Raw genomic sequence first — 14166 nt, 5'->3', positions numbered from 1 at the left:
CGGGAGGTATGACTGCCTTGTCACAAACGCGGAGTGTGCGAGGGCACAGATTCCAGATGCACCGCTACCCCCTCCGAGCCAGGGGACCCGCTTATGAGCTAGCGGTGCAAAGCCGCTTTCGTTGCTTACTTTCTTTGCGGCATGCAAAGAAAGTAAGTGCCGCCCCGCACAGGGGCAGTGCCAATAGACCACCGTGAAATCAAGGAAAGGCCAAGGGGTTCAAACGGCGAAGGAACCCACGCACCTTCGAAACCTACCCCGCAGCAACAGCTGCCCCGTCGGAAGGACAAGCCGGCACATTGACCCGCGCCGCCCCCTTTGCCTGCGAAGCAGAAGCGCCAGCAGCAGCTGCACCGGAAGAAGCAGAAGAAGCAGCCATCGCCCGCAAAGCCCCCGCCACCTGCTCAGAAACCCGCTGCAAAGCCCTCCGATGCCCATCGACAAGCGAATCGTACCCACTCCCGACCTGCTCGCTCACGACACTGCGACAAGTCATCACAGCAGTACTCCGAACAGCCCGCACACTCCACACCGCGTCGATCAGCGCATGCGACCCCGGCCACGATTCGAACCGCTGCACATTCACGCTGACCCGGTACACGGGCGTCGTATCCGAATAAGCGGTGCCATACACATCGATCGTATTCAACTGCTGCGTGAGACTTGTCGACAACGCCCGGCGCAGTTCGTCGCCCGGCAATGACGCCCAGCGCTCCTCTTCAAGCACCTTCACCTGCGTCGGGCCTGTTTGCACGACCAACTGCGTCTTGGCAACTTGCGGCGGCACGTCGATCGGTGCGACTTCGATCAGCCACGCCGGCGCCGCCGCCGTACGCACGCTCGACGCGCCCGCTGGCGTGTTCCCTGAAGCGCCCACAATTGCGCCGCCGAGCGTATAGAACCGGCTACTCGGCGATGCACACGCCGCCAGTGCGAGCACGGCGACGAGTGCACCGGCTTGGAAAGCGTTGCGCGCGGGCCCCCCCGGCAGGCGCGAAAGCCGGGACAGTCTGGAAAGGCGGGCAAACATCATGGTTTATCTCCTGCTTTACCGCGCAACAACGATTCGGGGTGACGCTCCAGATAATCCGACAGCGCATTCAGCGACTGCAACGTCCGCGTCAATTCCTGCAACGCCTGATGCACGTCCGACTGCAACGGCGAGTCCTGCTGCAACGTCGCCTCCGCCGAGCCGAAGGTCTGCTTCGCCGCCGCCAGGGTGTCGCGGGCTTGCGGCACGACTTCCGTGTCGAGGCGCTTGAAGAGCTGATCGGCATTCTTCAGCGCGCTGTTCAGGTTGTTGCCGATCTGGTCGAACGGTACCTTGTCGAGCTTCTTCGCGATGTCCGCCACCTGGAGCTGCAACTCGTCGAGCGTGTTCGGGATCGTCGGCAATTCGAGCGGATCGCTTGCTACGTCGACGGTGGCCGGCGGCGCCTTCGGGAAGATATCGAGCGCAACATAGAGCTGGCTCGTGATCAGATTGCCTGTGCGCAACTGGCCGCGCAGACCGTGTTTGACCAGCTGTTGCAACAGGTTCTGACCAGCAAGGCTGCCCGGCGCCGGAGCCGTTTCGCGGAAGCGCTTGCCGAGGCGGTCCGGGTAGATGTTCATGGTCACGGGCATCGTGAAGCTGCGCGTTTTCGGATCGTAGTCGATGCCGATGTTCGTCACCTGACCTAGCACGATGCCGCGGAAGTCCACCGTAGCGCCGACCGACAGCCCACGCAGCGACTGGTTGAAGTTCATTACGACGCGTAGCGGCTCGCCGTCCGGCTCGCGCATCGCGTCGCCCTCGTCCGAGCCGAGGCGGAACGTCATGTTGTTCGGCGCCTGCGCGCCCACGCCCTGGCCGGGCGGCGACTGGAACGACAAACCGCCGACGATCACCGTCGCGAGCGACTGCGTATTCAGCTTGAAACCGCTCGAATCGAGCCGCAGATCGACGCCACTCGCATGCCACCAGCGTGAATTGGTGCCGACGTACTGGTCGAACGGTGCGGACACGAACACCTGCATCGTCACGCCGGTGCCGTCCTTGTCGAGCGAGAAGCCCACCACCTGGCCGACCTGCACGCGACGGTAGAAAATCGGCGAACCGATGTCGATCGAGCCTAGCGAATCGCCGTGCAGGATGAACTGGTGGCCCTTCTGGTCGCCGGTAATAGGCGGGGGCGTCTCGAGGCCGACAAAATTTTTCTCGCTGTCGGGCGAATGGCCGGCGTCCGCGCCGATATAGGCACCCGAAAGGAGCGTGGTGAGCCCGGACACGCCGCTTGCGCCCACCCGCGGGCGCACGACCCAGAAGCGGGAGTCCTTGACCGCGAAGTCTTCGCCTTCCTTCGTCAACTGCACCTGCACGAGCACGTGAGAAAGATCTTTCGACAACGTGATCGACTTCACCGCGCCGACGTCGACGTCCTTGTATTTGACCTTGGTTTTGCCGGGCTCGAGCCCTTCGGCGCTGACGAAACTGATCGTGATGGTCGGGCCTTTCTCCGTCGCCGACTTGATGACGAGCGCAATACCGATCAGCGCGGCGATCAACGGAATCACCCAGACGAGCGACGGCAGCCAGCGGCTGCGCGGCTCGATCTGGGGGTCTGGGAGTTGGGGCGGCAACTGCGGTCCGTTCGAATCGTTGCGCGGCGCATCGGGGGCGGGCGTCGGTCCTGGCGGGCTAGTCATGTTCGAGATCCTGAGGTTTTTGAGTACTGCCGTCCACGTCGTCCCAGATGAGCCGTGGATCGAATTGCATGGATGCCATCATCGTGAGGATCACCACCGAGCCGAACGCGATCGCGCCCGGTCCAGCCGTGATGACTGCAAGCGACTTGAAGCGCACCAGCGCGACCGTCAATGTGACCACGAACACGTCGAGCATCGACCAGCGGCCGATCCGTTCGACCATCCGGTAAAGCGTGGTGCGTTGCTCCGGACGCCAGCGCGAGCGGCGCTGCGCGGTAATGGTGAGGAGCGCGAGCACGCTCAGCTTGAGCATCGGCACCATGATGCTGGCGACGAACACGATTACCGCAAGCGGCCAGTCGCCGGACGTCCAGAAGTACACGACGCCGCTCATGATGGTGTCGTCCTCCGAACCCAGCAGCGACGAGGTATGCATGACCGGCAACAAATTTGCCGGAATATACAGCAACGCCGCCGCGATCAGCAGCGCCCACGTGCGCATGAGGCTGTCCGGATTGCGCGAGTGCAGGCGCGAGCCGCACCGTGAGCAATGCTGCGGCGTGATCGAGCGGATGCGCGGTTCGACACGTCCACACGCGTGGCAGGCGACGAGGCCCGCGCGTCTTGCGGTGATGTATTTCATGCGCGGGTCACCCTCGATGCGGCGCCGGCGGTACGCCGGGGCTTGCGTCGGGGGCCTGGCCGCGGTCTACGCCCGGCTCCGCGTCGACTAGCAGCGCGGGCGGAGCGGGCGGGCCGGCAACCGCGCCGACGGCGAGTGCCGCGCTATCGGCCGAACTGCGCGGCAGTGGCCGCTGACTGCGTGCGCCGAGTTCGTCCGCGAGATCCCACAGAATGCGCGGGTCGAAGGTGACGACCACGGCGAACATCAGTGTCAGCGCGCCGAACGCGAAAAGCGCCGCCTCGGGTATCACGCGCGCGAGACTGACCATCTTCACGATGGTGATCAGCACACCGAGCATGAACACTTCGATCATCCCCCAGGGACGGACGAACTGGATAGCGCGCAAGACGCGGTTGAAGCCCGCAGGCACATAGCCGGAGCGCAGCGGAATCAGAACGTAGAGCAGCGCGACGAGTTCGGTGAGCGGAAACAGAATGGTCGAACAGAACACCATGACCGCGACGATCTGCATGTCCTCGTTCCAGAGGGCGACGAGCGCGCCGAACAGCGTGGTCTGCGAGGTAATGCCATTGGTTTCGAGTTCGACGATGGGAAATCCCTGCGCGATCAGGAATGTGATCAGCGCGGCAAGAGTCATGGCGCTGATGCCCTCCAGCTTGCGCGACACGCCGCTGTAGAGCGTCGCACGGCAACGCGGACAGCGCGCGAGTTTGCGCCCGGCAAGCCGCGGCTTGCGGAATAGCGTATCGCACTCGTGGCACGCAATCAGGTTGTCATTTTCCATACGGCAGCGGGCCAACGATATGTGAGTAAGCGTGCAATGCCGGTCGCAAGTGTGGGCGAATAACGCAGTTCGAAAAAATTTGTGCAGCAATAGTACCAAACGCGTTGCAGGCGCGCGCGTGGGCGCTGCGCCTTGTGAATGAAAGCTCTGACAGCGTCCGTCCCCAATTGTTCAACGGCGTGGCGAGGCGCGCCCCAGGTCGCCTTTCGGTAAATTTCGCGTTGCCGCAGCCAGCTTTTTCCGCTTCGGGTAGCATGGCGGCCTGGCGTGTCTCGAAGGCCGCGGCACCGGGTTATCCGCCGATAGACTTTGCATCGGCACGGAATAGCCGGGCCTGCCGCACCGTTAACCTCTCTTAGCAAGCGTTCACCTGTCATGGCACACAATCCTTCATTCGGTGGCCGGGAGTCGTACACGCGGACTGCCATTGCCTTTCATTGGCTGATCGCATTGCTGATCGTCTGCGGCTTTGCGCTCGGCTGGGTGATGACCGACATCCCTGGCTTCACGCCGACCAAACTGCGCTATTTCTCGTGGCATAAATGGATTGGCGTGACGGTATTTGCGCTGGCCATCGTGCGCATCCTGTGGCGCGCGACGCATGGCGCTCCGGCGATGCCGCGCCGCATGCCCGCCTGGCAGCGCGGCGCCGCGCACTTCGTGCATTTGCTCCTCTATGCATTGATGATCGCCATTCCCGTCTCCGGCTATCTGTACAGCTCGGCGGCAAATGTGCCGGTTGTCTATCTCGGGTTGATTCCGCTGCCGCGTCTGATCGCGCCGGACCCGCATCTGAAGGAATTGCTCAAGAACGTCCATATCGTGCTGAATTACACATTGCTGGTGCTGGTCGGGCTGCATGTAGCGGCGGCGCTCAAGCATCAGTGGCTGGACCGCGACGGCTTGCTGTCGCGCATGCTTCCCTTCCTCAAATAAGGACAACCATGAAGGTCTCGATTTATCGCTATATGCTCGCCGCATTTGCCGCGGTTTCGCTGACCGCAACTGGCAGCGCGCTGGCCCAGGTCGATGTCGCAAAGAGTTCGGTGACGGCCACGTCCAAGCAGATGAACGTGCCGGTGGAAGGCAAGTTCGGCAAATTCAGTGCGCAGATCAAGTTCGACCCGGCCAAGCCGACCGAGGGCAGCGCTCAGCTGAACATCGACGTCGGCAGCTACGATCTCGGCGACGAGAGCTACAACGATCAGGTGCGCGGCAAGGAATGGTTCGACGCAAAGACCTATCCCAGCGCCACGTTCGTTTCCAGCGCCATTGCGCCGGCCGGCGGCAACCAGTACAAAGTGACTGGCAAGCTGACCATCAAGGGCAAATCGCAGACGGTGGTGGTGCCGGTCACCGTCACGCAGCAAGGTGCGACGCAAACGTTCGACGGTTCGTTGCCGATCAAGCGCTCGCAATTCGACATCGGCACGGGCGAATGGAAAGACACGTCGGTTGTTGCCGATGACGTGGTCATCAAGTTTCATATCGTCGCCGCACATAAATAACTTGCGCTGCGCGGTTCAGTGCAGCCGTTTTTAACTGACTGGGAGCATGAATTGAAGACATCCATGTTGATCGCCGCCGGTGCATTGGCCTCCTGTGTTTCGCTCAGCGCATTCGCCGCCGCCGACACTTATCAGCTCGACCCGACTCACACCTATCCGAGCTTCGAAGCAGACCACTTCGGCGGACTGTCCGTATGGCGTGGCAAGTTCACTAAGAGTTCCGGCACTGTCACGCTGGACCGCACCGCAAAGACGGGTACCGTCGAAGTGAACGTGGATCCCGCTTCGATCGCCACCGGGAACGGCAAGCTCGACGACCATCTGAAGTCGGCTGAATTCTTCGACGTGTCGAAGTTTCCCGCCGCGACCTACAAAGGCACGGACATCAAGTTCGACGGCGACAAGCCTTCGGAAGTGATCGGCACCTTGACGCTGCACGGCGTGACGAAGCCGCTGAACCTGAAGGTCGAGTCGTTCAAGTGCATGCAGCACCCGGTGCTTAAGCGCGAAGTGTGCGGCGTGGAAGCGAGCGGTCATTTCGACCGCGCGGACTACGGTATCGACTTCGGCACAAAGTACGGCTTCAATATGGACACCAAGCTGCACATTCAGGCTGAAGGCATCAAGCAACAGTAACCGCTGAGGTGCGTGCATGCGCACCGATTCACAATGACGCGATGACGCCGCCGTTGCGGCGCAGCACGAACAGCGCTTCGCGTCTCGCTGAATATATGACCGCTTCGTTCGCTTCCGCGACGAAGCGGTTTTTTCATGGAGCAGGCCGCGCATCGCGCCGTGCGAGCGTTATGCGGCGCGGGCGCGTAATTTGCCGCTCGCCTCGGTTTAATTTTTCGGGTACATAGAGCGCTGGCACCGCGTTGGTTGTGCGCGCATCCAATACGGCGAGATGGGACCTGAGTCCGCATCCATAATATTCGCGCAAACTGGAGATCTGCATGAACGCAACGACAGCAGCAAGCCTTGCGGGAAGCCGGCGAAATTCGTGGCGGGCGGTGATCGCCGCATCGATCGGCAACGCGCTGGAGTGGTTCGATCTGGTCGTCTACGGCTTTTTCGCCGTGGTCATCGCCAAGCTGTTCTTTCCCGCCGGCAACGACACCGTTTCGCTGCTGCTCACGCTCGGCACGTTCGGCGTGTCGTTCTTCATGCGTCCGCTCGGTGCAATCGTGATTGGCGCATATGCGGACCGCGCCGGGCGCAAGGCCGCGCTCACGCTGTCCATTCTGCTGATGATGGGCGGCACGCTGATCATCGCGGTTTTGCCGACTTACAGGAGCATTGGCATTGCCGCGCCCGTGATTCTCGTCATCGCGCGATTGATGCAGGGTTTTTCGGCGGGCGGTGAGTTCGGCAGCGCCACCGCCTTCCTCGCGGAACATGTGCCGGGGCGGCGCGGCTTTTTCGCAAGCTGGCAGGTCGCAAGCCAGGGGCTCACCACGCTGCTTGCCGCGGGTTTCGGCGTCGCACTGACGGGCAATCTGACGCCGGACCAGATGGCGTCTTGGGGATGGCGCGTGCCGTTCTTCTTCGGGCTCCTGATCGGACCAGTCGCCTGGTACATCCGCACGAAGCTCGATGAAACGCCGGAGTTTCTCGCTGCCGAAACGACGAGCACGCCGCTGCGCGACACGTTCACGAGTCAGAAATTGCGGCTACTGATAGCAATCGGCGCGGTGGTGCTTGGCACCGTATCCACTTACCTCGTGTTGTTCATGCCGACGTTCGGCGTGAAGCAACTGGGGCTTGCACCTTCGGTCGCGTTCTCCGCCATCGCGCTGACGGGCTTGATTCAGATGGTGTTTGCGCCGGTGGTCGGGCATCTGTCGGACCGGCATGGGCGCACCACGATCATGCTGATTTCGGCAGTGCTGCTTCTCGTGCTGATTTATCCGGCGTTCGTGTATCTCGTCGCGCATCCAACCTTTGGCACGCTGATCGCACTCCAGGTGGTGCTCGGCTTTCTCATGACAGGCTATTTCGCGGCGTTGCCGGGTTTGCTGTCTGAGATGTTTCCGGTGCAAACACGCACGACCGGCATGTCGCTTGCCTATAACATCGCGGTGACGGTGTTCGGCGGCTTTGGGCCCTTCATCATCGCGTGGTTGATCGGCTTTACGGGTTCGAAGGCCGCGCCCAGTTACTACCTGATTTTTGCCGCGCTCCTGAGTGTCGCAGCGCTGATTGCGGCGCGGCGCAAATTGGGCTTTCGGTAGATGTCTACGGTTTCAGTCAGCCGGCGGACCCGGCGAGCCGGGCAATGAAGCGCTGAGGACAACGCCACAAACAGAAAGGCCGGTTCGCGATGAACCGGCCTTTTTTGTTGCCAATGCGTTACTTACTTTAGCGCGATCAAACCTGAGCGCCCGCGTTCGGATCGTTCGGATCGACGCGATCTTTCTTGTCCTTGATCAGATCGTCGCGCTTCACGCCGAACCACATGGCAAGCGCCGCGGCAACGAACACCGACGAGTAGATACCGAACAGGATACCGACCGTCAGCGCCAGAGCGAAGTAGTGCAGTGTCGGGCCGCCGAACAGGAACATCGACAGCACCATCATCTGCGTACATCCGTGCGTGATGACGGTTCGCGACATGGTGCTGGTGATTGCGTGGTTGATCACTTCGATCACGGTCATCTTGCGCTCGCGGCGGAACGTCTCACGAATCCGGTCGAAAATAACCACCGATTCGTTCACCGAATAGCCGAGCACCGCGAGCACGGCGGCCAGCACCGACAGCGAGAACTCCCACTGGAAAAACGCGAAAAAGCCGAGAATGATCACGACGTCGTGCAAGTTCGCGATCACGCCCGCCACCGCGTACTTCCATTCGAAGCGGAACGACAGATAGATCACGATGCCCGCGACCACGCAGGCGAGCGCAAGCAAACCGTCGGTGGCGAGTTCCTTGCCGACTTGCGGGCCGACGAACTCGACGCGCTGCAACTGCACCTGCGGCGTTTCGGTTTTCAGCGCGCTCATGACCTGATCGCTTTGCTGCGCGGACGTCAAACCCTGCTTGAGCGGCAAACGGATCAGCACGTCGCGTGAGGTGCCGAAGTTCTGCACCTGCGCGTCGGCGTAGCCGAGCTTGCTCAGCGTGCCACGCACCGGATCGAGCGGCGCGGCACCCGGATACTGGACTTCGATCACGGTACCGCCGGTGAACTCCACCGACAGATGCAGTCCCCGGTGCACGAGAAAAAACACCGCGGCGAGGAACGTCAGCAGCGAAATTGCGTTGAAGATCAACGCACGCTGCATGAACGGAATGTCTTTACGAAAGCGGAAAAATTCCATGGTCTTGTTCTCCGGGACTCAGCGGGATGAACCCGGTTTCTGCGGCGTGTTCGGCGTGCCCTGTGCATTGCGGCGGCGTACGGTCGGCTTGCCCGCGCGCGACTGCGCGGCAGCGACCGGCGCCTTTGGCTTCGCGGCGGCCGATGCGGCACGCATGGCCTGCGCCGTGTCGGTCGGTGCGTCGTCGGTGCCGAGATAAGCAGCGGAGCCCGCAGGCGCCGTTTCCGGACGCCACACCTGGCCGATTGCCAGCGACTTCAGTTTCTTCTTGCCGCCGTACCAAAGGTTGACGATGCCGCGCGAGAAGAACACTGCCGAGAACATCGACGTCAGAATGCCGATACAGTGCACGATCGCGAAACCGCGCACAGGGCCTGAGCCGAATGCGAGCAGCGCGATACCGGCGATCAGCGTGGTGACGTTCGAGTCGAGAATCGTCGCCCATGCATGCGCGTAGCCGTTCTGAATGGCCAGTTGCGGCGGCGCGCCGTTGCGCAGTTCTTCACGCACGCGTTCGTTGATCAGCACGTTGGCGTCGATCGCCATACCGAGCGCGAGCGCGATTGCGGCGATGCCGGGCAACGTGAGCGTGGCCTGCAGCATCGACAGCACCGCGATCAGCAGCAACAGGTTCACGGACAGGCCGATCATCGAGATCACGCCGAACAGCATGTAGTACGCAATCATGAAGACGGCGATCGCCGCGAAGCCCCACACGACCGAGTGGAAGCCCTTCTTGATGTTGTCGGCGCCAAGGCTCGGGCCGATCGTGCGTTCCTCGATGATGTCCATCGGCGCGGCCAGCGAACCGGCGCGCAGCAGCAGCGCGAGGTCGGCGGCGCCTTGCGGCGTGGCCTGGCCGGTGATCTGGAAGCGATCGCCGAGTTCCGACTGGATCGTCGCGACCGTCAGCACTTCGCCCTTGCCTTTTTCGAACAGCACCATTGCCATCGGCTTGCCGATGTTGTCGCGCGACACGCTGCGCACCGCGCGGCCGCCGGCCGAGTCGAGGCGAATGTTGACGGACGGACGCTGATGTTCGTCGAAGCCCGCCGACGCGTCGATAATGCGGTCGCCGGTGAAAATGATCTGCTTCTTGAGCAGCACCGGCGTCTGGTTGCCGTGCGTGAACAGCTCGTCGCCCGGCGGAACCGGGTCGGACGGATTCGGATGCGTGTTGACCGGATCGGCGAGGCGCGCTTCGAGCGTTGCCGTGCGGCCGATGATGTCCTTCGCCTTCGCCGTGTCCTGCACGCCCGGCAGTTCGACCACGATGCGGTCGGCGCCCTGTTGCTGGATCACCGGCTCGGCCACGCCGAGTTCGTTCACGCGGTTATGCAACGTGGTGATGTTCTGCTTGAGCGCTGCGTCCTGCACGGCTCTTTGCACAGCCGGCGTGAAGGTGCCGACGAGCTGCACGGAGCCGTCAGTGCCGTTCTGCGACGTCCACTGGAGCTCGCTGATACTGCGGCTCAGTTGTTTCACTGCGTTGTCCGCCGTGGCCTGGTCGGCGAAATTGATCACCACCGTCTGGTTGACGCGGTTCACGCCGCCGTCGCGAATGTTGTTGTCGCGCAGGAGCGTGCGCGCGTCCGACGCGTCGGAGTCGAGCTTCTTGTTCAGCGCGCCCGCCATGTCGACCTGCAGCAGGAAGTGCACACCGCCGCGCAAGTCGAGACCGAGGTACATGGGCAGCGCGTGCAATGCGGTCAGCCAGCGCGGCGACGCACTTTGCAGGTTGAGCGCCACGATGAACTGCGGGTCGGTGGGGTCGCTGTTCAGCGACTTCTGCAGCAGGTCTTTCACGCGCAATTGCGTGTCGGTGTCCGGCAGGCGCACGCGAATGTTTGCGTTGGCCGACGTGTTGTCGAACGTGACGTCGTCTGCTTTGATCTGATTGGCTGCGAGCGCGGCTTCGACTGCCGACAGCGTGGTCGAGTCGAGCTTGACCGTTGCCTTGCCGCTCGACACCTGCACCGCCGGCGCTTCGCCGAACAGGTTGGGCAGCGTGTACACGAGGCCGATGACGAGAGCCACCAGCATCACGGCATATTTCCAGAGGGGGTAACGATTCATGAGTAGTCCAACGGAAGGTTGGCTTGAAAGCGATGCGCCCGGCGATGAGCGCGGGCGATCCGGCGTCTGCTTGCCTGATCGCCGGCGAGGCCGCGCCGGACGCGAGAGAGCAGGCCTTTACAGCGACTTGATCGTGCCCTTCGGGAGAATCGTCGTGACCGACGCTTTTTGCACGGTGATTTCCGTGCCTTCCGAGATTTCGACGCCGACGTAAGCCTCGCCCACCTTGGTCACCTTGCCGACGATGCCGCCGTTCGTCACAACTTCGTCGCCCTTGGCCATGGCGGCGAGCATGTTGCGATGTTCTTTCTGGCGCTTCATTTGCGGGCGAATCATGATGAAGTACAGCACGCCGAACATCAGGATCAGCGGCAGGAAGCTCATCAAGTTCGATTCGATGCCACCTGCGGCTGTGCCTTGGGCGAAGGCATTGGAAATGAACGACACGTTGGTCTCTCCGTTATAGATCAATTCAATCAAAAAAATCAGCCGGTTATTCTACCACCGGCATTGCGCGCGTCGGCGCGGCGATTCGGCTTTGGGATCAATCGTTTAAAGCCGTTTTTCGCCGTCCGCGAAAGTAGATTGTAAGGTTTTCCGCAAGCATCTGACGGATTCTTCCGCCGAATCCGACGAACGAGGCGATCAAGGCGCCTCGTCGATGCCGCGCGCGCGGTTCTCGTGAAAGCGCTTGCGGAATGGTTCGAACATTTTCGCGTCGATGGCGTCGCGCATTTCCTGCATCAGTTCCAGGTAGTAGTGCAGGTTGTGAATCGTATTCAGTTGCGCGCCGAGAATTTCCCCCACGCGATGCAGATGATGCAGGTAGCCGCGAGTGAAATTTCGGCACGTGTAACAACCGCATTGCTCATCGAGCGGACGCAGCGAATTCTTGTGCGTGGCGTTGCGGATCTTGATGTCGCCGAAGCGCGTGAAGAGCCAGCCGTTGCGCGCGTTGCGGGTAGGCATCACGCAATCGAACATGTCGACGCCTGCAGCCACGCCGGCCACCAGGTCTTCTGGCGTGCCGACGCCCATCAGATAGTGCGGCTTGTCGGCCGGCAGCTTCGGGCCGATGTGATTCAGCACGCGCATCATGTCTTCTTTCGGCTCCCCGACCGACAAGCCGCCGATCGCGAGGCCGTGGAACTCTTTCTCCGCGAGACCCGCGAGCGACTCGTCGCGCAGGTCCTCGAACATGCCGCCCTGGACGATACCGAAGAGCGCGTTCGGATTGCCGAGCCGCTGGAATTCGTCGATCGAGCGCTGCGCCCAGCGCATCGACATGCGCATGGAGTCGGCCGCTTCCTTGTGCGAAGTCGGCACGTTGTTCGTTGCGTAGGGCGTGCATTCGTCGAACTGCATGACGATGTCCGAGTTCAGCACCTTCTGGATCTGCATCGACACTTCCGGTGACAGGAACAGCTTGTCGCCGTTGATCGGCGACGCGAACGTGACGCCGTCTTCGGTGATCTTGCGCAGGTCGCCGAGCGAAAACACCTGGAAGCCGCCGGAGTCGGTCAGGATCGGCTTTTTCCAGCCCATGAAACCGTGCAGGCCGCCGTGCGCGCCGATCGTTTCGAGGCCCGGGCGCAGCCAGAGGTGAAACGTATTACCGAGGATGATCTGCGCATGCATTTCCTCGAGTTCGCGCGGCTGGACGGCTTTCACGGTGCCGTAAGTGCCGACGGGCATGAAAATCGGCGTTTCGACGACGCCGTGATTCAGCGTGACGCGGCCGCGGCGCGCCTGGCCGTCGGTGCCGAGCAATTCGAAGTGGAGGCCGTTGGCGGGGCGCTCGGTGGTTGTCTGTTGCGAGTGGTGACCGGAGGTCATTGAGGTAACTCCATGGGCAACCGGAAAACAGTCCGGCGCAAACAATGAAACGCCGCCGAAGATGTTCGGCGGCTGAGGAAACTGCAAACTCGTGGACGGCGCGTCAGACGGCTCGGTCGTCGCGCCGCGTCAACAGCATCGCGTCGCCGTAACTGAAAAAGCGGTAACGCTCTTCGATCGCATGGCGATACGCGGCGCGAATTGTCTCGACGCCCGCGAATGCCGACACCAGCATCAGCAGCGTCGACTTTGGCAAATGAAAGTTCGTCACCAGCCGGTCGACGACGCGAAACCGGTAGCCCGGCGTGATGAAAATGTCTGTCTCGGTGCTCGCCGCAGCAAGCGGGCGGCCGGCCGCTTCGGCGTCGCGCGCGGCGGCTTCGAGTGCGCGCATCGACGTCGTGCCCACTGCTATCACGCGGTTGCCGCGCGCCTTCGTCGCCGCGATTTTGTCGGCCAGAGACTGCGGCAAGTGATACCACTCGCTGTGCATCTTGTGCTCGGCCAGATTCTCGACGCGCACCGGCTGGAACGTGCCGGCGCCGACGTGCAGCGTCAGTGTGGCTCGCTCAACGCCCGCAGCGTCGAGCCGCGCGAGCAGCGCGTCGTCGAAGTGAAGGCCCGCCGTGGGCGCCGCGACCGCGCCGGGATTTTGCGCGAAAACGGTCTGATAGCGGGTTTCGTCCGTTGAGTCGGGGTCGTGCTCGATGTACGGCGGCAGCGGCAAACGCCCGAACTGCTCGATCAGCGTCAGGCAGTCGTCGGGGAAATGCAGCGTGTAGAACGGCTCGACGCGCTCGCCGACGGTCACGTCGAACGCATCGGCGAGACGAATCGTCGTGCCCTCCTGCGGGCTCTTGCTCGCGCGGATCTGCGCGAGCGCCGTGCGCTCGCCGGTGAGGCGTTCGACCAGAACTTCGATCTTTCCGCCACTGGCCTTCTGGCCGAGGAAGCGCGCCTTCAGGACTTTGGTATCGTTGAAGACCAGCAGGTCGCCGGCCGAAATGCATTCGGGCAGTTCGGCGAAGCGGCGGTCGACGAGACGCGCGGCGCCGTCGGCATCGGCCGCGTTGTCCACCTGGAGCAGGCGACTGGCGCTGCGCTCGGGTAGTGCGACTTGCGCGATCAGCTCAGGCGGCAGATCGAAATCGAAATCGGAAAGCTTGAACATGCGAACGACTGGAAGCGAATGGAGACTGAATTGAGCCGAAGGCCGAGCCGGGCGGCTATGATTGCGGGGCGCCGCAGCGTGCCGCGAGCCCGCGCTTGCGCGCCAGCCAGATAGCGACGCGCCCTTCGATACTTTT

At 62.3% G+C, this 14166-nt stretch carries 13 protein-coding genes; 4 read left to right on the top strand and 9 right to left on the bottom strand.

Translation table 11 applies throughout. The features are described from left to right. Positions 1 to 253: 253 nt before the first annotated feature. The 4 genes from SB753_RS19085 to SB753_RS19070 are packed head-to-tail and all read right to left on the bottom strand — an operon-like array spanning position 254 to position 4118. Entirely contained in the window at positions 254 to 1033 is a 780-nt protein-coding gene (locus tag SB753_RS19085; protein WP_410801314.1) for a PqiC family protein, read from the bottom strand. Continuing rightward, positions 1030 to 2688, bottom strand: a complete 1659-nt coding sequence (locus SB753_RS19080) for an intermembrane transport protein PqiB (protein WP_087750846.1) — start codon at positions 2686 to 2688, stop codon at positions 1030 to 1032. Before SB753_RS19080 ends, SB753_RS19085 begins: the two co-directional genes overlap by 4 nt. Further along, on the bottom strand, positions 2681 to 3331 hold the full coding sequence (locus SB753_RS19075; protein WP_020069671.1) for a paraquat-inducible protein A: 651 nt from the start codon (positions 3329 to 3331) through the stop codon (positions 2681 to 2683). Before SB753_RS19075 ends, SB753_RS19080 begins: the two co-directional genes overlap by 8 nt. A 7-nt stretch (positions 3332 to 3338) precedes the next feature. Further along, positions 3339 to 4118 carry a paraquat-inducible protein A gene (locus SB753_RS19070; RefSeq protein WP_410801312.1) on the bottom strand — a complete coding sequence of 260 codons (780 nt, stop codon included), beginning with the start codon at positions 4116 to 4118 and terminating at the stop codon, positions 3339 to 3341. A gap of 375 nt (positions 4119 to 4493) precedes the next feature. Here SB753_RS19070 and SB753_RS19065 point away from each other — a divergent pair, with 375 nt between their 5' ends. The 4 genes from SB753_RS19065 to SB753_RS19050 all read left to right on the top strand — a co-directional run bounded on the left by SB753_RS19065 (position 4494) and on the right by SB753_RS19050 (position 7860). Continuing rightward, positions 4494 to 5054 carry a cytochrome b gene (locus SB753_RS19065; RefSeq protein ID WP_410801310.1) on the top strand — a complete coding sequence of 187 codons (561 nt, stop codon included), beginning with the start codon at positions 4494 to 4496 and terminating at the stop codon, positions 5052 to 5054. A gap of 8 nt (positions 5055 to 5062) precedes the next feature. Beyond that, positions 5063 to 5626 carry a YceI family protein gene (locus SB753_RS19060; RefSeq protein WP_410801308.1) on the top strand — a complete coding sequence of 188 codons (564 nt, stop codon included), beginning with the start codon at positions 5063 to 5065 and terminating at the stop codon, positions 5624 to 5626. Positions 5627 to 5689: 63 nt separating this feature from the next. Beyond that, positions 5690 to 6262 (top strand): YceI family protein, encoded by a 573-nt coding sequence (locus SB753_RS19055; protein WP_020069675.1) that lies wholly within the window; start codon positions 5690 to 5692, stop codon positions 6260 to 6262. A gap of 320 nt (positions 6263 to 6582) precedes the next feature. Beyond that, a complete protein-coding gene (locus tag SB753_RS19050) occupies positions 6583 to 7860 on the top strand; it encodes an MFS transporter (protein WP_020069676.1) in 1278 nt (425 codons plus the stop codon). Positions 7861 to 7996: 136 nt separating this feature from the next. Here the strand turns inward: SB753_RS19050 and secF are convergent, their stop codons facing one another. The 5 genes from secF to queA form a co-directional block, all read right to left on the bottom strand. After that, a complete protein-coding gene (gene secF / locus SB753_RS19045; protein WP_020069677.1) occupies positions 7997 to 8947 on the bottom strand; it encodes a protein translocase subunit SecF in 951 nt (316 codons plus the stop codon). Between the two features lie 18 nt (positions 8948 to 8965). Further along, positions 8966 to 11023, bottom strand: coding sequence for a protein translocase subunit SecD (gene secD / locus SB753_RS19040; RefSeq protein ID WP_410801306.1), 2058 nt, complete (start codon positions 11021 to 11023; stop codon positions 8966 to 8968). 117 nt (positions 11024 to 11140) lie between these two features. Further along, positions 11141 to 11470 carry a preprotein translocase subunit YajC gene (yajC, locus tag SB753_RS19035; protein ID WP_020069679.1) on the bottom strand — a complete coding sequence of 110 codons (330 nt, stop codon included), beginning with the start codon at positions 11468 to 11470 and terminating at the stop codon, positions 11141 to 11143. 198 nt (positions 11471 to 11668) lie between these two features. Continuing rightward, the gene (tgt, locus tag SB753_RS19030; RefSeq protein WP_131317799.1) at positions 11669 to 12859 is read right to left on the bottom strand and encodes a tRNA guanosine(34) transglycosylase Tgt; all 1191 of its coding nucleotides are present in this window, start codon (positions 12857 to 12859) and stop codon (positions 11669 to 11671) included. Positions 12860 to 12962: 103 nt separating this feature from the next. Then, positions 12963 to 14030 (bottom strand): tRNA preQ1(34) S-adenosylmethionine ribosyltransferase-isomerase QueA, encoded by a 1068-nt coding sequence (gene queA / locus SB753_RS19025; RefSeq protein ID WP_088173121.1) that lies wholly within the window; start codon positions 14028 to 14030, stop codon positions 12963 to 12965. Positions 14031 to 14166: the final 136 nt, after the last annotated feature.

The sequence above is a fragment of the Paraburkholderia sp. SIMBA_053 genome (assembly GCF_046534895.1).
GTDB lineage: Bacteria > Pseudomonadota > Gammaproteobacteria > Burkholderiales > Burkholderiaceae > Paraburkholderia > Paraburkholderia caledonica.
This window is presented reverse-complemented; position numbering and strand designations above follow the sequence as displayed.

Coding starts and splice junctions, on each gene's coding strand:
- tgt (WP_131317799.1), bottom strand. CDS start 12,859: ATGACCTCCGGTCACCACTCGCAACAGACAACCACCGAGCGCCCCGCC.
- SB753_RS19080 (WP_087750846.1), bottom strand. CDS start 2,688: ATGACTAGCCCGCCAGGACCGACGCCCGCCCCCGATGCGCCGCGCAAC.
- SB753_RS19085 (WP_410801314.1), bottom strand. CDS start 1,033: ATGATGTTTGCCCGCCTTTCCAGACTGTCCCGGCTTTCGCGCCTGCCG.
- SB753_RS19060 (WP_410801308.1), top strand. CDS start 5,063: ATGAAGGTCTCGATTTATCGCTATATGCTCGCCGCATTTGCCGCGGTT.
- SB753_RS19050 (WP_020069676.1), top strand. CDS start 6,583: ATGAACGCAACGACAGCAGCAAGCCTTGCGGGAAGCCGGCGAAATTCG.
- SB753_RS19055 (WP_020069675.1), top strand. CDS start 5,690: ATGTTGATCGCCGCCGGTGCATTGGCCTCCTGTGTTTCGCTCAGCGCA.
- queA (WP_088173121.1), bottom strand. CDS start 14,030: ATGTTCAAGCTTTCCGATTTCGATTTCGATCTGCCGCCTGAGCTGATC.
- SB753_RS19070 (WP_410801312.1), bottom strand. CDS start 4,118: ATGGAAAATGACAACCTGATTGCGTGCCACGAGTGCGATACGCTATTC.
- secF (WP_020069677.1), bottom strand. CDS start 8,947: ATGGAATTTTTCCGCTTTCGTAAAGACATTCCGTTCATGCAGCGTGCG.
- SB753_RS19065 (WP_410801310.1), top strand. CDS start 4,494: ATGGCACACAATCCTTCATTCGGTGGCCGGGAGTCGTACACGCGGACT.
- SB753_RS19075 (WP_020069671.1), bottom strand. CDS start 3,331: ATGAAATACATCACCGCAAGACGCGCGGGCCTCGTCGCCTGCCACGCG.
- secD (WP_410801306.1), bottom strand. CDS start 11,023: ATGAATCGTTACCCCCTCTGGAAATATGCCGTGATGCTGGTGGCTCTC.